The 21831-nt window shown below is 51.2% G+C and carries 18 protein-coding genes; 13 read left to right on the forward strand and 5 right to left on the reverse strand.

Going from position 1 to position 21831, the window contains the following annotated elements:
* Positions 1-126 precede the first annotated feature (126 nt).
* From B4N58_RS12980 to B4N58_RS12990, 3 genes are all read left to right on the forward strand, one after another.
* Positions 127-1335, forward strand: coding sequence for a DUF445 domain-containing protein (locus B4N58_RS12980; RefSeq protein WP_291750098.1), 1209 nt, complete (start codon positions 127-129; stop codon positions 1333-1335).
* 89 nt (positions 1336-1424) lie between these two features.
* Positions 1425-2444, forward strand: coding sequence for a hypothetical protein (locus tag B4N58_RS12985; RefSeq protein ID WP_291750101.1), 1020 nt, complete (start codon positions 1425-1427; stop codon positions 2442-2444).
* 85 nt (positions 2445-2529) lie between these two features.
* Positions 2530-3540, forward strand: coding sequence for a DUF2804 domain-containing protein (locus B4N58_RS12990; protein WP_291750104.1), 1011 nt, complete (start codon positions 2530-2532; stop codon positions 3538-3540).
* A gap of 13 nt (positions 3541-3553) precedes the next feature.
* On the opposite strand, the gene B4N58_RS12995 is transcribed toward B4N58_RS12990, so the two are convergent.
* A complete protein-coding gene (locus B4N58_RS12995; RefSeq protein WP_040513190.1) occupies positions 3554-3718 on the reverse strand; it encodes a rubredoxin in 165 nt (54 codons plus the stop codon).
* Positions 3719-3967: 249 nt separating this feature from the next.
* Between B4N58_RS12995 and apbC the strand changes: the two genes are divergently transcribed.
* The 4 genes from apbC to dcd all read left to right on the forward strand — a co-directional run bounded on the left by apbC (position 3968) and on the right by dcd (position 7293).
* Entirely contained in the window at positions 3968-5059 is a 1092-nt protein-coding gene (apbC, locus tag B4N58_RS13000) for an iron-sulfur cluster carrier protein ApbC (RefSeq protein ID WP_008250824.1), read from the forward strand.
* Between the two features lie 147 nt (positions 5060-5206).
* Positions 5207-6097, forward strand: a complete 891-nt coding sequence (locus tag B4N58_RS13005; RefSeq protein ID WP_291750137.1) for an alpha/beta fold hydrolase — start codon at positions 5207-5209, stop codon at positions 6095-6097.
* 74 nt (positions 6098-6171) lie between these two features.
* The gene (locus B4N58_RS13010) at positions 6172-6672 is read left to right on the forward strand and encodes a hypothetical protein (protein ID WP_156799652.1); all 501 of its coding nucleotides are present in this window, start codon (positions 6172-6174) and stop codon (positions 6670-6672) included.
* 54 nt (positions 6673-6726) lie between these two features.
* Positions 6727-7293 (forward strand): dCTP deaminase, encoded by a 567-nt coding sequence (gene dcd, locus B4N58_RS13015; protein WP_008250820.1) that lies wholly within the window; start codon positions 6727-6729, stop codon positions 7291-7293.
* Here dcd and B4N58_RS13020 read toward each other — a convergent pair.
* Positions 7257-8300: a hypothetical protein gene (locus B4N58_RS13020; RefSeq protein WP_291750109.1), complete on the reverse strand. Its 1044-nt coding sequence runs from the start codon at positions 8298-8300 to the stop codon at positions 7257-7259. The two genes, dcd and B4N58_RS13020, sit on opposite strands and share 37 nt — an antisense overlap.
* A 266-nt stretch (positions 8301-8566) precedes the next feature.
* On the opposite strand from B4N58_RS13020, the gene B4N58_RS13025 reads away from it, so the two are divergent.
* Positions 8567-10822, forward strand: a complete 2256-nt coding sequence (locus B4N58_RS13025) for an arginine/lysine/ornithine decarboxylase (protein ID WP_008250818.1) — start codon at positions 8567-8569, stop codon at positions 10820-10822.
* 52 nt (positions 10823-10874) lie between these two features.
* Here B4N58_RS13025 and B4N58_RS13030 read toward each other — a convergent pair whose 3' ends face one another.
* Positions 10875-12083, reverse strand: a complete 1209-nt coding sequence (locus B4N58_RS13030) for a PLP-dependent transferase (protein ID WP_291750112.1) — start codon at positions 12081-12083, stop codon at positions 10875-10877.
* A gap of 22 nt (positions 12084-12105) precedes the next feature.
* Positions 12106-13446: an amino-acid N-acetyltransferase gene (gene argA / locus B4N58_RS13035; RefSeq protein WP_291750114.1), complete on the reverse strand. Its 1341-nt coding sequence runs from the start codon at positions 13444-13446 to the stop codon at positions 12106-12108.
* 150 nt (positions 13447-13596) lie between these two features.
* Between argA and hrpA the strand changes: the two genes are divergently transcribed.
* Genes hrpA through B4N58_RS13050 form a run of 3 tightly spaced genes read left to right on the forward strand, consistent with a single transcriptional unit; the run spans position 13597 to position 19043 of the window.
* On the forward strand, positions 13597-17466 hold the full coding sequence (gene hrpA, locus B4N58_RS13040) for an ATP-dependent RNA helicase HrpA (RefSeq protein WP_291750116.1): 3870 nt from the start codon (positions 13597-13599) through the stop codon (positions 17464-17466).
* Between the two features lie 11 nt (positions 17467-17477).
* Positions 17478-18242, forward strand: coding sequence for an EI24 domain-containing protein (locus B4N58_RS13045; protein ID WP_291750119.1), 765 nt, complete (start codon positions 17478-17480; stop codon positions 18240-18242).
* Positions 18243-18260: 18 nt separating this feature from the next.
* Positions 18261-19043: a competence/damage-inducible protein A gene (locus tag B4N58_RS13050; protein ID WP_008250804.1), complete on the forward strand. Its 783-nt coding sequence runs from the start codon at positions 18261-18263 to the stop codon at positions 19041-19043.
* A gap of 96 nt (positions 19044-19139) precedes the next feature.
* Here the strand turns inward: B4N58_RS13050 and B4N58_RS13055 are convergent, their stop codons facing one another.
* Positions 19140-19694 carry a phasin family protein gene (locus tag B4N58_RS13055; RefSeq protein ID WP_138518222.1) on the reverse strand — a complete coding sequence of 185 codons (555 nt, stop codon included), beginning with the start codon at positions 19692-19694 and terminating at the stop codon, positions 19140-19142.
* A 149-nt stretch (positions 19695-19843) separates the two neighbouring features.
* On the opposite strand from B4N58_RS13055, the gene B4N58_RS13060 reads away from it, so the two are divergent.
* Together B4N58_RS13060 and B4N58_RS13065 are read left to right on the forward strand one after the other, a co-directional pair.
* The gene (locus tag B4N58_RS13060; protein ID WP_291750125.1) at positions 19844-20821 is read left to right on the forward strand and encodes a histone deacetylase family protein; all 978 of its coding nucleotides are present in this window, start codon (positions 19844-19846) and stop codon (positions 20819-20821) included.
* Between the two features lie 127 nt (positions 20822-20948).
* Positions 20949-21830 carry a serine hydrolase gene (locus B4N58_RS13065; RefSeq protein ID WP_291750128.1) on the forward strand — a complete coding sequence of 294 codons (882 nt, stop codon included), beginning with the start codon at positions 20949-20951 and terminating at the stop codon, positions 21828-21830.
* Position 21831: the final 1 nt, after the last annotated feature.

Here is a 21831-nt window from a genome sequence, read left to right on the forward strand (position 1 = left end):
ACGATCTATAGCTGCCCTTCAGGGGGTGGAAATTAGATCAATTATTTTAATAATTACTTCAGGATGACCGTTTTGGATTTTTCCTTCCTACATTTGGGGCTTCCTGCATGGGCTGTTTTTTTAGCCATGGCAGCAACCGGACTCTTTCTGGCCTGGTTTTTCCAGGCTGCAGCACTCTGGTTGATGTTCAATCCAAAAGAATTCAAGGGTTGGCGCATTCCGCTTTTCAGAAAACTGGGCTTACACCAGTTGGGCCTTGAGGGCTTGGGCTGGCAGGGTTTGGTACCGCACCAAAAATCGGTGATGGCCGAAATAGCTGTGCGCTTGATGACTCACAAGCTACTGCCCCTGGATGAAATGATCAAGCGCATTCCTGCTCAAGGTTTGTCGGATCGCCTGACTCCACCCATGCAGGAAACGGCAGACCTGGCCTGCCGCGAGGTGATGCTCAAACACAAGCCGACATTGTGGGAAAGCCTGCCGAGCTTTTTACAGAATTCAATTATTTTCAGAATTCGCGGCATTGTGCCGGAAGTGGCCAAGCAGATTATTCTGGATCTACAAAAGAAGCCCGCCTACTACCTTAGCCTTAAAACACTGGTATTGGATGTGGTCACCAGCAAACCATTCCTGGTCGTAGATTTGTTCAAAAGTGCAGGTAAAGACCCCATGGCTTACCTCATTCGTTTTTCGCTGGTTGCGGGGTTTGTGGTGGGTGTGTTGCTGGCAGGAATTTCACTGCTTGGCATTCAATGGTACTGGTTGATCGTGGTGGGTGTGGTACTCGGTGCGCTGGCCAACGAGCTGGCGCTGGAAAGTCTGTTTTTCCATCCAGATCACGGCACGATTCGTTTGGGCAAGTTCACGGGTTTCTTCTTCCGCGATCAAAAACATATTTCTGAACTGTTTGCACAAACCGCTGCACGTGAGGTTCTGACCACCGAGAATATTGTATTGGCTCTTTGTCGTGGACCCAATGCAAAGAATTTGTCATCGTTGATTGATTACCATGTGCAAAGGGTGATGGACTTGGAGTCCAGTGGAATTAAACCTTTACTGGTCACTATCTTGGGCGCAGAGCAATGGGTGGCCATCAAGCGCGACGCTGCAAAAATTTTCGCCAGCAAACTAGAGGCACACCTGATGGCAGCGCGCGTGTACCTCAACGATGCCTTGAGAATTGAGGAAGTGATTGTCGAACGGTTGTCTGGCCTGCCTGCCATGGAGTTTGAAAAGGCCTTGCGCCCGGTATTTTCCCGATATGAATGGATGATGCCCTTGATCGGAGCTGTGTGGGGTGCGGTTTTGGCTGCGGTTTTACTGATTCTGATTTAAATCAAACCAGTTTTGAATCCGCATTTGGGTTGTCAGAGTATTACTTACAAATTCGACAACACAAACACTTATAGATTTTTGGAGGCGACATGTCCACACAGGTAATTGGTTCAGTCAATGAGTTGGAAGGCCCAGTCAGCATCATGCGTGACGGCGAAACCCGTTCCCTGGCCGCTGGTGACTCCATCATGGCTGGCGATGTAATCACTGCCAGCGATTCTGGACGCGCATCCATTATTTTGTCCAACAGTTACGGTGAGCCCATTGGCAATTTGCTGGTTGCTCCAACCGGAAGCGTGATTGCGGACACCACATTGAAAAACGGTCAAACCGCGTTGGTTTTCGAAGCCTTGTCGGACGACGGCGTGACCATTGCAAACCTCGACCCTGATTTTGCGGAAATGGTTGAGTTGCAGGGTGTTGATCAAGCTGGTTCTGAGGGCGGCATGTTTGGTTTGTTCGGCGGTGGTTTTCTCGCCGGCGGTTCAATGGGTGGCACAGCGGCCGCCGTTGGCGCCGGTGCTGTCGGCCTGGGCTTGTTGGCTTCCTCCAGTGATGACGAAGGTTCAGGCCCGACCAGTTCCACGGGTGGTGGCACAGTGGGCGACAGTGATGGTGGCAGCGATGGTGGTGGTGACGACGGCGGTGGCGACACCGGCGGTACAACAGGGACGCCTCTGGATGCTGTGCTGGATCCAGTTTTGGACGCTTTGGCAGGAACTCCTCTTGTGGCTGTAACTGAACCTTTGGCTGATGCACTGGGCATGTTGGGTGATGCCGCAGGTGGTGCTGACGGTGGTGAAACAGACGGCCCAACCGGAACACCTTTGGACGCACTGCTCGGCCCATTGGCCGATGCCGCAGGCGGTGCTGGCGGTGGTGAAACAGACGGCCCAACCGGAACACCTTTGGACGCAGTGCTCGGCCCATTGGCCGATGCCGCGGGCGGTGCTGGCGGCGGTTCTACGGGTGGCACAACCGGTACGCCACTGGATGCAGCTCTTGATCCTTTGCTGGGAATGGCTGCCGATTCGCCTTTGGCGCCGATTACCAGCATGCTGGACCCAGCCATCATTACTGACGCAATCGGTGGTGGTTTGCCAGTTTAAGCAAAAGCTTTACAGTGAATTCGCCTTTCTAGCGGGGGGCAAAACGTGACAAAATCGGGCAAGTCTAACTTGCCCGATTTTGTTTATGGATCTGATCAACGCCAATGGCGTGCCGTCTTGGGGACGATTGTCTTCCTTGCCCAGTCGTATTAATTGGCAGCACTATGACGCACGCAATGCCATGGGTGCAAAACGCATGGCCTGGCAACGTCGTTTTCTGTTCAAGCACTTTGATTTCTATGGCGTACTTGGCGAAGGGTTTACTTTTGGCTGCGGCATGGTTCGCTTAGGGCTGCTAAATTCAACTTTCGCCTACCTGCACACCGCACAGGGTTTGCATCGAATTCAATTTGATTTGCCATTGGATTTCGGTTTTTACAGCGACTACAAGCCGATTGGCCAAAGTACCTGGACACATCCATTCAAAAAAAACCATCAAGTGCTGGCGGTGCGCACGGAAACATCACGTTTGCTGAACTTCAGGTTTGGTGATTCATTTCACGGCCAGGTATCCATTGATTGTCGCGAATCTGAAACCCTCGCTCTGAATACGCCTGTCGCCAACACAGGTTTCGCCTATGCACAGAAAAGCAGTGGCGGGGCGGTTACCGGCCATGTGCATTTGAACGGTGTTGATTACCTGATCAATCCAGAGAAAGACGGTTGCTACCATGATTGGACTGCTGGGTTTTTGCGGCGGGAAACCTTCTGGAATTGGGCATGTGCCAGCGGCCGTACTGAACTTGGGCAGCCCTTGCTTTCATTAAACGTGGCGCGTGGAGTGAATGAAACGAGTGCCCACGAGAATGTGCTTTGGGTAAACGGTCAGTTGCACAATTTGCCACTGGTACTTTTTGACTATGACCGGGACAATGTTCACGCGCCTTGGCGTGTGTATTCGCAGTGTGGCGCTGTCGACTTGCAATTCACACCCAAAGGCAGCATTGATGATCACAGAAACCTGTTGGTGTTGGCCAGTCGGTTTAACCAGTGTTTTGGTGAGTTCAGGGGCACCGTCACATTGGAAGAGACAGGTGCCACTTACTCATTGAATGGTTTGACGGGTTGGTGCGAGGACCATTACGCCAAATGGTAGTGCCCGGTAATGCTTACACCTCGACCATTTCGAAGTCGCTTTTGGCCACACCACAGTCTGGGCAAAGCCAGTCTGCAGGCACATCAGCCCAAAGGGTACCCGCTGGTATGCCTTCAGAGGGCATTCCCGCAGCTTCGTCATAGATCAAGCCACACACGATACATACATAAGTTTTCATTTCAAGATCTCCAGCAACATTTGAATTTTTGTGCCGCAATCCTATCAAGTTGTGTCTGGAAAAAGTTGGAGTGACCCTCAAGTCATAGAAATTGACGATTGCAGCGTAAAATTTAATAGCTTTAGGGTAAACGACAATCATTAGAACGCAAGGCTTTCCATGGGGTGTAAGCCTGCTGTGTGAAAAACAGGCTAGACTCACGCCTATACAGAGAAAGACCATACCAGACAAGATTCGAGGAGAGTGTGTATGTCAGTGAGTACCGACACCGTACGCGAGGCATTGCGTAGTGTCATTGACCCCAATTTGAACAAAGACTTCATCAGCGCCAAACTGATCAAGAACATTCAAGTAGACGGCGGCGATGTCAGTTTTGAATTGGAACTAAGTTACCCGGGCAAAAGCCAGTTGGACGGTTTGCGCAAAGCGGCCATTGCTGCCGTGCGCGCGCAGGTTCCCGGCGTTGAAAACGTCAGCGTAAACGCAACCATCAAGATTCAAACGCATGCAGTGCAGCGCGGCTTGAAGCCGATGCCCAACGTGAAGAACATTATTGCCGTGGCCTCTGGCAAGGGTGGTGTGGGTAAAAGTACTACCGCAGTGAACCTCGCTTTGGCGTTGGTCGCTGAGGGTGCTCGTGTGGGTATGCTGGATGCCGATATTTATGGTCCGTCACAACCCACGATGTTGGGAATTACCGGACGTCCCCAATCTGACGACGGGCAAATTATCGATCCCATGGAAGGGCACGGCGTTCAGGCCATGTCGATCGGTTTCCTGATCGATGAAGACACTCCTATGGTGTGGCGCGGCCCGATGGTGACCAGCGCGCTTGAACAATTGTTGAAGCAAACAAATTGGAAAGACCTCGATTATCTGATTGTGGACATGCCACCCGGTACTGGTGATATCCAGCTGACACTGTCGCAGAAGGTACCAGTGACTGGCGCAGTCATCGTGACTACGCCGCAAGACATCGCTCTGCTTGACGCCCGTAAAGGGCTGAAAATGTTCGAAAAGGTGGGTGTGCCCATTCTGGGTTTGGTTGAAAACATGGCCATTCACGTGTGCACCAACTGCGGTCACAAAGAACATATTTTTGGTGATGGTGGTGGCCAGAAAATGGCCAAAGACTACAATATCCATTATTTGGGCGGTTTGCCATTGGACATGCGGATTCGCATGCAGGCCGATTCTGGTAAACCGACGGTGGTGGCTGATCCGGACGGCGATTTGGCGAAAACCTACAAGGAAATTGCGCGCAAAGTGGCAATTCGCATTGCGGAGCAATCCAAAGACATGTCCTTGAAGTTTCCGTCAATTGTGGTGCAAAACACCTAAACTGTTGTTTCCAAGGCGCCTTGGGGGCTTGATGTGCCTAAAGACGAACTGACCTTTCACAAAATAGCCAGCCCCGCGCCAAAAGCGGGGTTGACTGGCGTATGGTCGGCTCCGCAGCACATTCTGGATTCCGGCGGAAATCTCGCCGTGTGGGCTGAGCAGGGTTTGGCACAACCACTTGCTGACAGCGTACGACAACTTCCTTGGTTGGTACTTCACGGGGGGCCTGGTGGAAGCCTGGGCGCCTCTCATGTGGCACCAATCCGATATGCTGGTTTGCCTTGGTTCGGTTTTGATCAACGTAACAGTGGCTTGAGTGAAGACCTGGATCTCAGCGTGATCGACCTGCAGAGATTCGTTGACGATGCGCTAGAAGTCGCTGATCGACTGAACATCCCTAAGTTTCATATTTTGGGTGGTTCTTGGGGTGGTACTTTGGCCTTGGCCATTGCAGCTTATCGCCCAGAGCAAGTGGCCAGCGTCGTCTTGCGTGCCCCCTTTTTGCCTATGCGTCCACGCGTCGATGCATTTTTTGAGTCTCTCGAGCGTATTGCTCCAGATTATTTTGCAGAACACTTCGGGCCGGGTGCCCGGACTAACTTTGTTTGTGAATGCTTCGAGGTGGCGACACCCGAACATTTGCTTGAGTTAGCGCTCGCCTGGAGCAAACTGGAAACTGCCTTGCTGACGGGAAAAGCAGGGGGGGTTGACAGCAAAAGACCGTTTTTAAGCGATGTTCAAGAGCTTGCGTTGGTGCGCAAATACCGCTTGCAAGCTCATTTTCTAAGACACGATTGTTTTTTGTGTCCTCAGGATCTGAATTCCCTTCTGTCTAACATCACTCAGGCGGAATGGCCTTTGTCAATCATTCAGGGCCTGAACGACCGGGTATGCCCGCCTGGAGGTTCAAGACTCTTGTCTGAAATTGTGTTGCGTTCGACTTTGATTGAATTACCCAACACCGGTCATCTCGCAGAATCTGGTGGCATGCTGACGGCCATTTCGCAAGAAGTCTCCCGCCATAATCTGCTGGTGTGAAGCAAACCGGCGCGGAACCTTCTTCGCATCTCGTCTACTCAATACATGTTCAGTTGATTGAGTCGCTTTAATTCATGAATAAAAATCACACACCTCGCTCTCCTGCGGGGGCCTCTCCCAAGGCGCCTTCGACCACGCGTATGGAATCGGGTTTCTCGGCAGCAGAGGCAAGCCTGTTGCACGAGGCTATTGGTCTGGCGGGTATGCGTTGGTTCGATGGCTTGGGTATGATCATGGCCAAGAAAGAGCAGTTCGAACTGTCATTTCGCGCGGGTGAGTCACAGAACGCGAGATGGGTGGTAATGGCATTTCCTCTGTACAACATGAATGAGCCTAGCTCGGCTGAAATATGCCTGCATTTTTTGGCCGAAGCACATGCTATGGTCCATGTGCTTGATTTTCAGTATCAGGTGGGCATCAACATGGAAACGGAGAACCTTGAGTTCCTGATGCAATTACCCCTCCAAGGGGTAACTGGTGCACAAATGGCAAACTTGATTCAGGTGTTTTTTGACGCTCTGGCCAATTCAGTGATGCAGGAATTAACCGAGATTCTCGATGGGATGAATCAGTAATCACTTGTCTCATGTAACATTTCGCGTATTGAACTTCATTAAAGTAAAGTGAGCATGAGCATTAAATCGGACAAGTGGATTCGCAGAATGGCTGAGAGCACGGGGATGATCGAACCCTTTGAACCCGGCCAGGTTCGTTACGCAGGCGACAAAAGAATCGTGTCGTATGGCACGTCCAGCTATGGCTACGATATCCGTTGCGCAAACGAGTTCAAAATTTTCACCAACATCAACAGCACCATTGTTGACCCCAAAAACTTCGATGAGAAAAGTTTTGTGGATTTCAAAGGCGATGTTTGCATTATCCCGCCGAACTCTTTTGCCTTGGCTCGCACCGTTGAATACTTCCGCATTCCCCGCAATGTGCTCACCATTTGCCTTGGAAAAAGTACCTATGCGCGATGTGGCATCATTGTCAACGTCACTCCGTTTGAGCCTGAGTGGGAAGGTTATGTAACGCTAGAGTTTTCGAATACCACGCCATTGCCAGCCAAAATTTATGCGGGTGAAGGCTGTGCCCAGGTACTTTTCTTTGAGAGCGACGAGGTATGTGAAACGTCGTATCGGGATCGTGGTGGCAAGTATCAAGGGCAAGTTGGCGTGACTTTGCCAAAAACCTGATTTTTTAAGGGTGGTTGAATGTTCCCTTTCCAGTCATGAGTTAGCTGAACATTCAACTTGGCCAATATCAAGGCCAGCAAGGCAGCACCACAGGCCATGGCACCTACGGTAGAAATCCCGATCAGAAACGGCGACATGGGCACTGAAATTGCAGCCGCCGCGCCGACAGAAGCAGTCATCCCCAGGCGACAGCCCAGCACATTACCCAGCTTTTTATTTAACAAATAATTGCCGATGGCGGTTCCAATGTGCTTGTCATAAGACACGAGCAATTTGTTGATGCCCTGAAATGTGCCGTACGCCATATGCATCAGCGACCGTGTAACCGGGCCATACTGGTGAAGGTTTTGCCAAATATAGTTGCAGTTCCCTTGCCGTTTCGACACCAAATGTTGTGGCACCGAGCTTTGGTGCCTGGACATGTGTTTAACCCAGCGGCAAATAGTATCGTTGCGTCGACTTCCGGGCTCACCTGCTTTGTCCAGTACCTTGGTAAGAAGCCTCTCTTTGCCTGCCAGTAGTTTCCTGGCCACGATCAGGTAGGCGCTCGAATCAAAATTTGAGCGTGTTCGTGCAAGAGATACTTCATTCTGGGTTCGTCGCGCCGCGTGGCCTGATTTGATCAAACCCAAGGCCACAAGACTCAAAATTGATGAAATGCCATAAAGTGCAGCACCGACCACTTTGTGAACTGCCATACCTCCCAAATTCAGTTGACCCGAGATTACCCTCCCAACAGCCGAGGCAATCACCAGAGCCATGTCTGATTTTTCGCCTGACGAAATCAGATTTCTCGTCAAACGTTCGGCCAAACCAGATATGTCGGCGATACCCTCCGCCATTTCTTCGGTGTGTTTGGCCAGGTGAATTAACGCTCGAAGCCCTCGACTTCGATATTGCTCAGGAACCACCAAAGCGCGGTCATACATATGCGCATCACCGGTGCCGCCCAAAACCTTGGCACGCAGCTTGGCAATGCGTTCAAAGCCCATGTCGTAGTTATTCATGTAGTTGTCCAGCCTTTTGGTCAAGCCGCGGGCCGGTTGGCATGGCGCTAGAGGCTGCATGAAGTGGCGGTTAAGGGCTGAGGTGGAGCCGATCTGCATGGGGGCCAAGTGAGCAGGAAAGTCGCCTATTGAACCCGTGCAAGATGACATTTCTGTGAAGTCACTACATGGAGGGATAAATGCGTGACAATAGGGCTTGGAACAGGGGGCTGCGTAGTGGATAATGCAGCCTTGTTTTGTGTTGAACCCCGATCACAGGAAGATCAATGAAATTTCGTTTTCCCATTGTCATTATTGACGAAGATTTCCGCTCCGAGAACGCATCTGGTCTCGGCATTCGCGCCTTGGCAGACGCTATCGAGAAAGAGGGCGTAGAGGTATTGGGAGTCACGAGTTATCACGATCTTTCCCAGTTCGCACAGCAGCAAAGCCGCGCCAGTGCCTTTATTTTGTCCATTGACGATGAGGAATTCGGCTTGGGCAGCAAGAAGGAAATTGAAGATGCGCTACAGAATTTGAACAACTTTGTACAGGAAATTCGCTTCAAAAACGCAGACATTCCAATTTACCTGTACGGTGAAACCCGGACATCCCGTCATATTCCCAATGCCATTTTGAAGGAATTGCACGGCTTTATTCACATGTTCGAAGACACCCCTGAATTTGTTGCCCGGCATATTATTCGTGAAGCGAAAAGTTACCTGGACTCACTGGCCCCCCCGTTTTTCCGCGCCTTGGTACATTACGCGCAAGACGGTTCTTACTCTTGGCATTGCCCAGGCCACTCAGGCGGCGTGGCGTTTCTGAAAAGTCCGGTTGGGCAAATGTTTCACCAGTTTTTTGGTGAGAATATGTTGCGTGCTGATGTGTGCAATGCTGTGGACGAGTTGGGTCAGTTGCTCGACCACACAGGCCCGGTTGCGGCCTCCGAGCGCAACGCGGCGCGTATTTTTAATGCAGACCATTGTTTCTTTGTGACCAATGGCACCTCGACCTCCAACAAAATGGTGTGGCATGCCAACGTGGCCCCAGGCGACATCGTGGTGGTGGACCGCAATTGCCACAAGTCAATTTTGCATTCAATCACCATGACCGGTGCGATCCCCGTGTTTTTGACACCTACGCGCAATCACTTGGGTATTATTGGCCCGATTCCGCTCGATGAATTCAAGCCAGAAAGCATCGCCAAGAAAATTGCGAATCACCCGTTTGCCAGCAAGGCCAAGAACAAGAAGCCCCGCATTTTGACGATCACGCAAAGCACCTACGATGGTGTTTTGTACAACGTGGAAATGATCAAGGAAGTGTTGGGTTCTGAAATCGATACTTTGCACTTCGATGAAGCCTGGCTGCCGCATGCAAGCTTCCATCCCATGTACAAAGACATGCATGCGATTGGCCGCGATCGCCCGCGCACCAAAGATTCTTTGGTGTTTGCCACGCAATCTACCCACAAAATGCTGGCAGGTTTGTCGCAGGCGTCTCAAATTTTGGTGCAGGAAAGTGAGAACCGCAAACTTGATCGCCATATTTTCAACGAAGCCTATTTGATGCACACCTCCACCAGCCCGCAGTACGCGATTATTGCGAGTTGCGATGTGGCTGCAGCCATGATGGAACCCCCAGGCGGTACCGCCCTGGTTGAGGAAAGCATCATGGAAGCACTCGACTTCCGCCGCGCCATGCGCAAGGTTTCTGAAGAGTTTGGCGACGACTGGTGGTTCAAGGTTTGGGGCCCCGATGTGCTGAGCGAAGAGGGCATGAGCCCACGGGACGACTGGTTGATCCATACCACGGACACTTGGCACGGCTTTGGTAAGATGGCCAATGGCTTTAACATGCTCGACCCGATCAAGGCGACGATTGTTAACCCCGGTCTGGATGTGAATGGTCAGTTTTCTGATGCCGGCATTCCGGCTTCAATTGTGACCAAATACCTGGCAGAGCACGGTGTAATTGTTGAAAAAACAGGTTTGTATTCGTTCTTCATCATGTTCACTATCGGCATTACCAAGGGCCGCTGGAACACCTTGGTGACTGCGCTTCAGCAGTTCAAAGACGACTACGACAAAAATCAGCCTTTGTGGCGCGTAATCCCCGAGTTTTGCCAGGCACACCCACGCTATGAGCGTGTGGGGCTGCGTGACTTGTGCAACACCATTCACGACATGTATCGCAAGAAAGATGTGGCGCGTTTGACCACAGAAATGTATTTGAGCGACATGCAACCTGCAATGGTGCCAGCCGATGCTTATGCCAAAGTGGCGCACCGAGAAATTGAGCGCGTGGCAATTGATGAGTTAGAAGGTCGAATTACCTCAGCCTTGCTGACACCTTATCCACCGGGCATTCCATTGCTAATTCCAGGCGAAATTTTCAACGCCACGATCGTGGATTACCTTCGCTTTGCACGCGATTTCAACAAGCAGTTCCCTGGCTTTGAAACCGATATTCACGGCTTGGTCGAGATTGAAGACGAGCAGGGCAATGTGAGTTACTTTGTGGATTGTGTGAAGGTATAAAAGTTTTCAAGGGCGCGTTGCTGGCCGCAGCGCGTCGTTCATCGAACTTCAGTTACTCTCGGTTTTCACCACCAAGTGCTTGCATCAAATCGGCAATCAAATCAGCCGGTTCTTCAAGGCCAATCGCCAGTCGAAGAATCGGCCCACAAGTTCCCATAGAGTCTGTCAAGTGGCGTCGGCGGCTGTCGGGTATGTTCACCACCAAGCCCAAACTTTCTGGTCCACCCCATGAATAGGCAATCTTGAATAATCGGAGCCGGTCGATGATGGCGCAGGCTTGTTCATCGGTGTACTCCGATTTCAATACCACCGAGAAAATACTGGCAAATCCATTGAAATCTCGTTTGTAGAACGTATGGCCTGGGCACTCCGGAAACTCAGGGTGAAGCACCCTCGCAACTGCCGGGTGTGCCTTTAAGGCAGTGGCCACCTGCAAACCGTTTTTGGCCTGTTGCCTGTAACGTAGGTGCAGGGTGAGTAGCCCCCGCAACACCAGGTCGCAATCGGCAGGTGAAACGCCAAGGCCCAATATCCGGTTTTTCCTTTCCAAATCTGCAAAAGCTTTCGTGTTGTTACTCAACACGGCACCCATCAATACATCGGCGTGGCCACACTGGTATTTGGTCAAGGCCTGCACACTGAAGTCGAAACCGTGTTCGAAAGGTTTGTAGGCAATTCCAGCGGCCCATGTGTTGTCGATACCTGTTCGTGCTCCATGGGCTTTCGCCAGTGCAACAATGGCTTGCAAATCGGGCACTTCGAAGGTCAGCGAGCCAGGCGCTTCTGTCCATACCAGGGTGGTGTTGGTGCGCAAGCCTGCCGCCACACTGGCTGTGTTGCAGGGGTCGTACTCGGAAAACTCGACGCCATAGTCTATATACAGGTTTCTGGCCAGAGCTTGTACCGGGCCGTATACATTTTCAGGAATCAGCCAGTGGTCACCGCTTTTCAGGCAGGCTTGGGCCACCAGTGCAATGCCGGTCAGCCCGGAAGGGCACACCAGCGCATGTGTGGCGCCTTCTATTTCGGCCAGTTTCTTGGCAAGCGTGTACTGCGTGGGGTTGCCGTGCAAGCCATAGCTGTAGTCCAGCCCGATAGGGTTGACGGTTGCGCGTTGTGCTGCGGTGTTTTCAAAAAACGTGCTGGAACCCCGGTATACGGGCACAGGCAATGCAGCGAAGCCATCGTGACTGACCGGCTTGGAGTGAATGATTTCAGTGCTTGGACCGTGTGCCGGTGGCTTGTGTTTGAAGGTACTCATGTTGCACGCCTTGTTCGCTTGATCACAACGTTTTAATCATGATTTGCGACTTTCTATTCCAGTCGTACAGGCGCTTGCGCTCAATGGGGAGTTTGTCAATGTCGCCCACCACAAAACCACGTTTCAAGAAGAAATGCGACGTTTGCGTGGTCAGCACAAACAACTGTTTCAAGCCTTGTTTGCGTGCATCGTGTTCAATTTTCTTGAGCAAACGCTCGCCATCACCCGTGCCTTGCCAAGAGGGATGCACCACGAGGCAAGCCAGTTCAGCCAAACCCTCCGCGTGGTAAGGGTACATGGCAGCACAGCCCCACAAAATACCATCGTGTTCCAGCACAATAAAGTGGTCGATGTCGCGTTCAATCCGGTCACGACCTCGGCGCACCAAAACGCCAGCCATTTCGAGGGGTTCAATCAGGGTTTTGATACCGCCCGAATCATCCAGTGTCGCCTGGCGCAAACTTTCCAGGTTTTCTTCTGAAACCATGGTGCCTACGCCGTCGTGCGAGAACAATTCCAGCATCACACCGCCATCCAGGTTCAGCGGCACAATGTGCGCGCGTCCCACGCCACCTTGCACTGCCAGAATGCAGCATTCAAGATAGTCTTTGGTTAGTTCTGGCAGGTCATGCTGAAGCATGATTTCACGCGCCCGATCCAGCTCAAGTTCTTCCAGTAGCTTGCCGCTTTTGTCAAATATGCCTTCGATCTGGCTGACGAAAATCAGCTTGTCGGCCTTGATCGCTCGCGCAGTGCTGGTTGCAACGTCTTCCATGCTCAGGTTGAATGCCTCACCCGTGGGCGAGAAGCCGATGGTCGACAGCAACACAATTGCACTGCTGTTCAAGCTCATCTGAATGGCGGTGACATCAATTTTTCGAACCAGACCGGTGTGCTGTAAATCCACGCCATCCAGAATGCCCATGGGGCGAGCTGTGATGAAGTTGCCCGAAATAACGCGCATGGATGAATGCGCCATGGGTGTGTTGGGCAAACCCTGTGAAAATGCAGCCTCGATGTCCAGCCGCAATTCACCAGCGGCTTCTTTCGCGCATTCAAGTGCACCTTTGTCGGTAATTCGCCAGCCCTTGTGAAAGGCAGGTTGAATATTGCGCAAGGCCAGTTGTTCTTCAACCTGTGGGCGAGAGCCACACACCAAGACAATGCGCATGCCCATGGCGTGCAACAGCGACAAATCCTGAGCCAATGAATTCAGATAGCCTTGATGGGCCAACTCACCATCAACAGCCACCACGAAAGTTTTACCTCGAAAGGCATGAATGTAAGGCGCAACAGTTCGCAGCCATTGAACAAAGGTTTGGCTGTTCATGGAAAGGTCGTCGTTGCTGGGGGCGTTACTCATTGGCTTTGGGGCTGTCCTGAAAAAAGGGAATACACTGTGGGCAGCCGCGGCCGCTCGTTCGATTGATTATAATTTCCGATTGTGCGTAGTCCAGCCTTCGTACTGTATTTCCCCGATTTGATCGGAATTTGAACCCAATATTGGTCATTTGTGTTGTCAAAAGAACAAACCCTCCAGTCCCTACCCGAGATTCGATACCCCGAAGAGCTGCCGGTTTCCCAGCGTCGTGAAGAAATCAAGGCGCTGATTGCCTCGAACCAGGTGGTCATTGTGTGCGGCGAAACTGGTTCCGGTAAAACCACGCAGTTGCCGAAAATGTGCCTGGAACTGGGGCGAGGGCTGAAAGGCCAAAGCATTGTTCATACGCAGCCCCGTCGCCTGGCAGCGACCGCCACGGCCAAGCGGATTGCGCAGGAATTGAATTCCGAACTTGGGCAATGGGTGGGTTTTAAAATCCGGTTTCAAGATCAATCCAATGCCAACACCGCAGTGAAATTGGTCACCGACGGTATTTTGCTGGCTGAAAGCCAGACCGATCCGCTGTTCAAGAAGTACGACACTATCATTATTGACGAAGCGCACGAGCGTAGCCTGAATATTGATTTTTTGTTGGGTTATCTCAAAGAGGTGCTCACCAAGCGGCCCGATTTGAAGTTGATTGTGACTTCCGCCACCATCGACGCCGAGCGTTTCTCCAAACATTTTGAAAATGCCCAGGGCAAGCCCGCTCCGGTGATCGAAGTGTCTGGTCGCCTTTATCCGGTCGAAGTTCGTTACAAAGACCCCAACGATTTCGACACCAGTCGCCGAAAAAATGCACCGGTTAACCCGGCCGATGAAGTGGATGAAGATGCTTTTCAGGCAGCCACACTCGATGCTGTGGAAGAACTTTGCCGTGAGGGACAGGGCGACATATTGATGTTCCTGCCTGGTGAACGTGAAATTCGCGACATGGCAAATTTTCTGGGCAAGAACATGCGGCAAACGCTGGAAGTTTTGCCCCTGTTTGCACGATTGACAGCGCAAGAGCAAGAGCGCATTTTCAAGCCCAGTGGCCGGCGGCGGATTGTGTTGTCCACCAACGTCGCGGAAACTTCCCTAACTGTTCCCGGCATTCGCTATGTAATTGATTCAGGCGTGGCTCGCGTGAAACGCTACAGCTACCGCAACAAAGTTGAAATGTTGCAGGTAGAGCGAATTTCAAAGGCGTCGGCCAATCAGCGGGCGGGGCGTTGTGGTCGAGTGGCCAATGGTGTTTGTATTCGCTTGTATGCAGAAGCAGATTTTGCGGGTCGCACCGATTACACCGATCCTGAGATCCTTCGTTCTTCGTTGGCGTCTGTCATTTTGCGGATGAAAAGCCTGCATTTAACTGAGGTAGAGGATTTTCCTTTCCTTCAACGCCCAATGGGGCGCGCAATCGCCGACGGTTATCAACTGCTCAGCGAGTTGAATGCCTTGGACGATGCCGGGCAATTGACCAAAATAGGCCGTGCGCTGGCCAAGTTGCCACTGGACCCCAGAATTGCCCGAATGCTGTTTGAAGCCAGTCAGCGGGGCTGCCTGAATGAATTGCTGGTGTTGGCTGCGGCCTTATCGATTCAGGATCCGCGTGATCGCCCAATTGACGCGCAAGAAGCTGCAGACAACGCTCAGCAGCAGTTCGACGACACAGAGTCCGATTTCATGTCGTTTCTGAAGTTGTGGAAGTATTACTCTAATTTAAAAGAACAAAATTTAACGAATAGAGAAATTAAGAACACGTTACAACGCAAATATTTGTCTGCCAACCGCCTGCGCGAGTGGGGCGAAGTTCACCAGCAGCTTACCGCCATGGTGAAAGATCAAAAGTGGGTTTTGAATACCAAGGCGGCGGAATACGATCAAATTCACATGGCCTTGATGGCTGGTTTGTTGGGCAACATCGGTTTGAAGCACGAAACGGATCCGGTTTACCTGGGGGCACGAAGCATTAAGTTTTCAGTTCACCCGGGATCGAACCTGTTCAAGAAAGGCGGCAAGTGGATCATGGCTGCTGAACTGGTTGAAACCACCAGGTTGTATGCCCGCAGTGTGGCCAAAATTCAACCGGACTGGATCGAGAAGGTGGGTGCACACCTTGTCAAACGCAACCACAACAATCCGCATTGGGAGAAGGGATCTGGCCAAGCGGTCGCCCTGGAAACAGGCACCATTTATGGTTTGCCGATTTACTCTCAGCGCCGTGTGAGCCTGGCCAGGTTCAACCAGGCCGATGCGCGCAGGTTGATGATTCATGAAGGCTTGGTGCCGGGGCAAGTAAAAACGAATGTGCCTTTTTATGTACACAACCGCAAGCTGGTTGAAGACCTTGAAAAGCTGGAGCACAAGGCTCGCCGCCAGGATATTTTGGTAGATGAGGCGCTGATTGCCCAGTTCTACGATGACAAACTGCCAGCGGGAGTGTACAACCAGCAAACCCTGGAAAACTGGGCCAAACAAGCCAGCAAAGAAGACCTTGCTGCGCTGTACCTGAACAAGCAAGACCTGCTCAGCAAGAAGGCCGGTGACATTACCACCGAGTTTTATCCCAAGAAGCTTGAAATGGGAGGCTTGGCCTTTGACCTGAGTTATCACTTTGAACCCGGTAGCCCCCGCGATGGCGTCACCTTGACTATTCCCCTGATGCTGCTGAATCAAGTGAATGTGGGTCGTACAGAATGGCTAGTGCCCGGAATGCTGAAAGAGAAAGCCCTTCTGTTATTGAAAAGTTTGCCGCAGAAGCTTCGCCGTCACTGTGTACCAGTACCGCAATTTGCGGAAAAGTTTGCCCAAGCGCATTTTGATTCAACGCTGTATGAAAAGCCGCTTCTGGAACGCCTTCGCGATTTTGTGGCCAGTGAAACGCCGGCCCGGCCACTCTTGAGCGACTTCCGGATCGAAACCTTACCGCCACACCATTTCATGAACTTCAAATTGGTGGACGAGCACGGGCGTCAGCTTGATATGCAACGCAGCTTGTCGGCCTTGAGGGCTGAATGGGGCCGCAAAGCACAAGAAAGTTTTAAAAGCTCGGATGTGGTGGAGCAGGTGCGTGCCCAGGTGGGGGCCACTGTTGGCGGCGCTTCACAATCTTCTACAACAAAGCCATCCAATTCAGCCAGCTCCAGTGCGTTCAACGATCAGCCGATCACCGACTGGAGCTTTGGTAGCTTGCCCGACATGCTCGAGATCAAGCGTGGAGGCCAAACGTTTTTCGGTTACCCAGCCCTTAAAGACATGGGTGACCATTGCATTGTCGAAGTATTCGATGAAGAAGCGCTTGCCCGCAAAGTGCATCTTGACGGTGTATTGCGCTTGTTCAACATTGCCCTGAAAGAGCCTTTAAAGTACCTGACCAAGAATCTGATTGATTTTCAGAAAGTGGCCATGTTGTACATGCCTTTGGGTTCATCGGAAGAACTTCAGCAGCAATGGATCAAGCTAACCTTGATGCGGAGTGCGCTTGCTACGGGCTTGCCCGCTACGCAAGATGAGTTCAACACCAAGGCGCAAGAAGCCCGAAGCCGGATGAACCTGATTGCCCAGGAAATCGGAAAAGTTCTTTTGACTGTCTTGAATGAATACAGTGCGCTCAGCAAAAAACTTCAGGCATTGTCAAAATCATTTCCCGAGTGCGTTGCCGACATTCAAAACCAGTTGAACTGGTTGCTGCCGAAAGGCTTCTTGCTTAAAAAGCCTTGGGAGCAACTGGCCCATTACCCCCGCTACTTGAAGGCTGCACAAATTCGCCTTGAGCGAGTGCGCAATTCAATTGATCGAGACAAGCAGTTGATGAAAGATGTCATGGATCTTCAATTACACTGGGTCCGTGCCAGTTCACAATTGAAAGGTCAGGAAGATGAAAGCCTGAGCCAGTTTGCCTGGCAACTCCAGGAACTGCGGGTCTCGCTGTTTGCCCAAGAACTTCGTACGCCAATGCCAGTGTCTGTCAAGCGTTTGCAAAAAGCATGGGAAACCATGGCAAGGCGACAACAATAAAGGGAAGGTTTATGAACAACGCAATGTCCATTCTGTTTAACGCGCTGGTTGATTCATTTCGCCCGAAAATGCTGATGTTGACTTTGGTGTCTGTGGCGATTGCATCTGTGTTTTGGCTGGTGATTATCTGGTTGTCAATTGAGCCCTTGGTCAGTGCAGCCACCTGGGCCTTGGGGTATTTGGGCTTTGATTTTTCTGCTGAGGCCTTGGCCACAGATGCTGCATTCATGGGCTGGCTGAAGTTCATTTTGGTCCCATTGGCCGTGTTTGGCTTGTTGTGGCCCATTGTTGCAACCTCGGCAGTGCTGTTGGCAGGTTTGTACGTCACGCCACCCGTGGTCAACTACCTCACAGAACGTGAATTCCAGGGCATCGAAAAAAAGGGTGATTCCGGCATGGTCATGAGCCTTTGGGTCACTTTGAAAGCGGTTGTGATCTTCCTGATTGCATGGGTTGTCACATTGCCTCTGTGGCTGATCCCCGGCATGGCATTCGTGTTGCCTATTTTGCTGACCGCTTATTTGCTGATGGCCGTGATGCGGTTCGATTCTCTCGCCGGGCACGCCACCAAACTGGAAATGAAAGAAATCAAAAAGCGCGACAGTACCTCGGCCTGGCTGATTGGTTTGGTGTGTGCCTTTTTAAGCTTTATACCTCCAATATTGCTGATCATGCCTGTGATGTCGGCTTTGGCCTTCACCCGCCATTACATGGGCTCTTTGGTGCAGGTACGAAACGACAAAACGATCGACATGCCGGTGATTGAATCCAACTAAACAGAAAAGAGCAAAAAAATGGCAGTACCCAAAATAGGCTTGATTGTGGTGGGCGACGAAATTTTGTCAGGCTTGCGGCAAGACAAGCACATCCCAGCGGTTATAGAACGTTTAACAGCGCGCGGCCTACATTTGTCCTGGGTTCAAATGGTGGGCGATGACAGAGAGTTTTTGACGGACACCTTAAGGCGTTCATTCGCCAGTGATCACATCGTATTGAGTTGCGGGGGCATTGGCGGCACGCCAGATGATCACACCCGTCAGGCGGCCGCCCAGGCTTTGGGTTTGCCCATTGTGCGCCATGAAGGTGCTGTGGACTTGATTCGCCAGCGTTGTGAAGAGAGCGGACAGCCCCTGGATGAGTTTCGCCTGCGCATGGCCGATTTCCCGGCGGGTGCAAGCCTGATACCTAACCCCTACAATCGGATTGCCGGCTTTACCGTGGGGCAGCACCACTTTGTGCCAGGTTTTCCTGTCATGGCCTGGCCCATGATCGAGTGGGTGCTGGATACGCTTTATCCACAGTTTCATCATCAGGAGCTTGAATACAAGAAAGCCCTGTTGCTGTTCAACACGCCCGAAGCGCGTATCACACCGGTCATGGAGCAGCTTGAAGCGGCGTACCCGGATTGCAGGCTATACAGCTTGCCCAGTGTGGGTGACAACAAAATGGCACGGCACATCGAATTGGGCGTGAAAGCGCGGGGAGGGGCGGACAAGAAAGAAGTGGTGTCGCAGGCCTTTGTCGAATTGCTGAAAATTCTTGAAACCATGCAGTGCAAAGTCGAGTTGCTGGTTTAGGTATTTAAGATAAAAAAAAGCCTGCCACAGTTAAGGGCAGGCTTTGAGAATTCGTTCCAGGAGGAACGAGGAGACATCGTTACAGGCAAAACAGGCTTAAGCTGCTTTGCGGGCCTTGGTAGTGGCTGTGTTGGTGGCTTTGATGGTTGCCTTGGTTGCGGCTTCCACATTGGCTTCCGCCATTTCAACAGCTTGTTTTGTGGCCTTGCTTACGCTGTCGTAAGCAGTATTTGCTGCAGTAATCGCTGATTTCATCAGTGCAACAGCACTTTCTGAACCGGCAGGTGCATTCTTGCTGGCTGATTCGAACAGCTCAACGAATTTTTTGTTGTTCTCAGATACTTGTTCTTCAACCAGCTTGGCCGCTTCAGAAGCGATGCCAGAGGACAGGGAGTACAGGTCTTTGCTGTAGGACACAGCTTTTTCTGACAACGGTTGTGTTACAGATGTGGACACCGCAACGAATTCCTGAATGTCTTTTGCAGAAGACAAGGCTTTTACGGCCTCAACACTGTCTTCCATGTAAGCTTTAACAGCGTTAAGATTCAGTTCAACTACTTTTTCAACGTTGCTGAACGATTGCTGGCTAAGACCCAGGATCTTTTCAAGGTTGGCTTTTTGAACGTCGAGAAATTGTTCGGGGGTCATCATCATAGTTTGCTCCGTCAGGTTTCGTACCACTAGGGTTATTTTTCGACACCGTTTGATGCGGTGCACAAATTGAATTCTACCAAAAAAAATCCCCGTGTCAACAAAAATGTTGCAACGCAATAAATCAAGTTCGTTCTGTTGTATTAATCATGATTGAAGCCTTTTACACCGATGAATTTGTTCTTCCTTTGCCCCAAGGTCATCGGTTTCCCATGGAAAAGTATCGGATTCTTCGGGATAAAGTCGATTTAAGTGATTGCTTTATAAAGCTTTCGGTGCCGTATGCGGCGACGCTCGGTCAATTGGCCTTGGCGCATTGCCCTCACTATATTGAGCGAATAGAAACTGGCAATGTTTCCAGAGATGAACAACGCGATATCGGTTTTCCATGGTCAGAACGAATGGTGGAACGTTCCCGTCGATCCGTAGGTGCCACCGTATCAGCTGTTCGAAGTGCGCTGCAACACGGCGCCTCGGTCAACCTGGCAGGGGGCACACATCACGCCAAGCGAAACAAGGGGGGCGGTTTTTGTGTGTTCAATGATTTGGCGGTGGCTGCACGCGTTTATCAAACCGACTCGATTGCTCGGGTCAACACAAATCAAATCACGCCAAACAATCACAGCCGTGGTTGCAACGTGTTGGTGATTGACCTGGATGTGCATCAGGGCGACGGAACCGCTGAAATTTTAGAGAACGACGACAGTGTGTTTACCTTCTCGATGCACGGTGAGAAAAATTATCCCTTCCAAAAAGAGCGAAGTGACTTGGACATCGAACTACCGGATGGAACTGGAGATGATGAATACCTGGAACATCTTGAAAGGGCGTTGTACCAGATCAACCAGAGGTTTACACCGAACTTGATTTTGTATGTGGCTGGGCTTGATGTTCACCAAGCGGATCGCCTTGGAAAATTATCCTTGAGCGACCAAGGCGTTTTGCTACGCGACCAATTGGTATTGCAGTGGGCCCATAAACGCCAACTTCCAGTGGCTGCAGTGATGGCCGGGGGATATTTTCCTGATCTTGACCATTTAACTGACCTGCAACTTGGGGTAATCAAGCGCTTGGCAGACTATGGTAAGTACCATCAAGAGACCATAAAAACTACCTTGAACTGGTAGATTTAAGAAATCGCTCGAATTAGATGACTTAAAACCCTGTTATCACTCGATCTGGGGCCTTGGCGGTTAACCCAATTCTGCGTAGAATTCAACAAAACATTCGTTCGAATAATAAAGACAACACACCATGATCTACAAAGCATTACTCGGCTCAACATTTCTTGCTTTATCCATGGTGTTAAGCCCCGCTGTAAACGCTGCACCTGGTCAGTCTGAGCGTGCGAACCTGAAAGAAGCCCACGATCCCCTGTCACTGAACAGTTCAGTAGCCTTGGTGGCCGACGCCGACTCCCTTGAAGTGCTCTATGCAAAAAATCCATCGGCGGTCGTTCCCATCGCGTCAATTACCAAAATCATGACCGTTGTGGTCACGCTCGAAGCGGGACTTAATCTTGATGAAGTCATTACCATCACCACAGAGGACATTGATTACTACAAAAATACGCGTTCACGATTGAAGCCTGGTAGCGAATTTACCCGCCGGGAACTGATTCACCTGGCACTTATGGCCTCGGAAAATCGCGCTGCATCAGCTTTGGGGCGCAGTTATCCAGGAGGTTTGGCAGCGTGCGTGGCTGAAATGAATCGCCGCGCCGCCTCCCTGCGTATGTTCAATACCAACTTTGCTGAAACCACGGGTCTTTCTGTTGAAAACAAATCGAGTGCCAACGATCTGGCGCGCATGGTCCTGCACGCACAGCGTTTTCCCTTGATTCGTCAGTTTTCAACCGATCCACAATTTTCTGTACAGTCGGGCAAGGGGCAGTTGAATTTCAGAAATACCAATCGTCTGATCAAAAACAAGGAATGGGATATTCAGGTCCAGAAGACCGGCTTCATCAATGAAGCGGGGCGTTGCCTCGTAATGAAGGCCAAGGTCGGCGATCGCAACCTGGTGATCGTGTTGCTGGACGCTTTGGGTTCTCAGGCTCGATTTGCAGATGCAGAACGAATTCGGGAGTATGTGATGGCCGTGGCGCCCAGTGCAGCCACGTACGTAACCAAATAAA

The sequence above is a fragment of the Limnobacter sp. UBA3528 genome (assembly GCF_002377005.1).
Taxonomy (GTDB): Bacteria; Pseudomonadota; Gammaproteobacteria; order Burkholderiales; family Burkholderiaceae_B; genus Limnobacter.

Bases quoted from the DNA above. Each gene is read 5' to 3' on its own strand.
- B4N58_RS13030 (WP_291750112.1), bottom strand. From the start codon at position 12,083: ATGAGTACCTTCAAACACAAGCCACCGGCACACGGTCCAAGCACTGAA.
- B4N58_RS13060 (WP_291750125.1), top strand. From the start codon at position 19,844: ATGATTGAAGCCTTTTACACCGATGAATTTGTTCTTCCTTTGCCCCAA.
- B4N58_RS12985 (WP_291750101.1), top strand. From the start codon at position 1,425: ATGTCCACACAGGTAATTGGTTCAGTCAATGAGTTGGAAGGCCCAGTC.
- B4N58_RS13055 (WP_138518222.1), bottom strand. From the start codon at position 19,694: ATGATGACCCCCGAACAATTTCTCGACGTTCAAAAAGCCAACCTTGAA.
- B4N58_RS13045 (WP_291750119.1), top strand. From the start codon at position 17,478: ATGAACAACGCAATGTCCATTCTGTTTAACGCGCTGGTTGATTCATTT.
- B4N58_RS13010 (WP_156799652.1), top strand. From the start codon at position 6,172: ATGAATAAAAATCACACACCTCGCTCTCCTGCGGGGGCCTCTCCCAAG.
- B4N58_RS12995 (WP_040513190.1), bottom strand. From the start codon at position 3,718: ATGAAAACTTATGTATGTATCGTGTGTGGCTTGATCTATGACGAAGCT.
- B4N58_RS13020 (WP_291750109.1), bottom strand. From the start codon at position 8,300: ATGAATAACTACGACATGGGCTTTGAACGCATTGCCAAGCTGCGTGCC.
- apbC (WP_008250824.1), top strand. From the start codon at position 3,968: ATGTCAGTGAGTACCGACACCGTACGCGAGGCATTGCGTAGTGTCATT.
- B4N58_RS13050 (WP_008250804.1), top strand. From the start codon at position 18,261: ATGGCAGTACCCAAAATAGGCTTGATTGTGGTGGGCGACGAAATTTTG.
- B4N58_RS12990 (WP_291750104.1), top strand. From the start codon at position 2,530: ATGGATCTGATCAACGCCAATGGCGTGCCGTCTTGGGGACGATTGTCT.
- B4N58_RS13065 (WP_291750128.1), top strand. From the start codon at position 20,949: ATGATCTACAAAGCATTACTCGGCTCAACATTTCTTGCTTTATCCATG.
- dcd (WP_008250820.1), top strand. From the start codon at position 6,727: ATGAGCATTAAATCGGACAAGTGGATTCGCAGAATGGCTGAGAGCACG.
- B4N58_RS13025 (WP_008250818.1), top strand. From the start codon at position 8,567: ATGAAATTTCGTTTTCCCATTGTCATTATTGACGAAGATTTCCGCTCC.
- B4N58_RS12980 (WP_291750098.1), top strand. From the start codon at position 127: ATGGCAGCAACCGGACTCTTTCTGGCCTGGTTTTTCCAGGCTGCAGCA.
- argA (WP_291750114.1), bottom strand. From the start codon at position 13,446: ATGAGTAACGCCCCCAGCAACGACGACCTTTCCATGAACAGCCAAACC.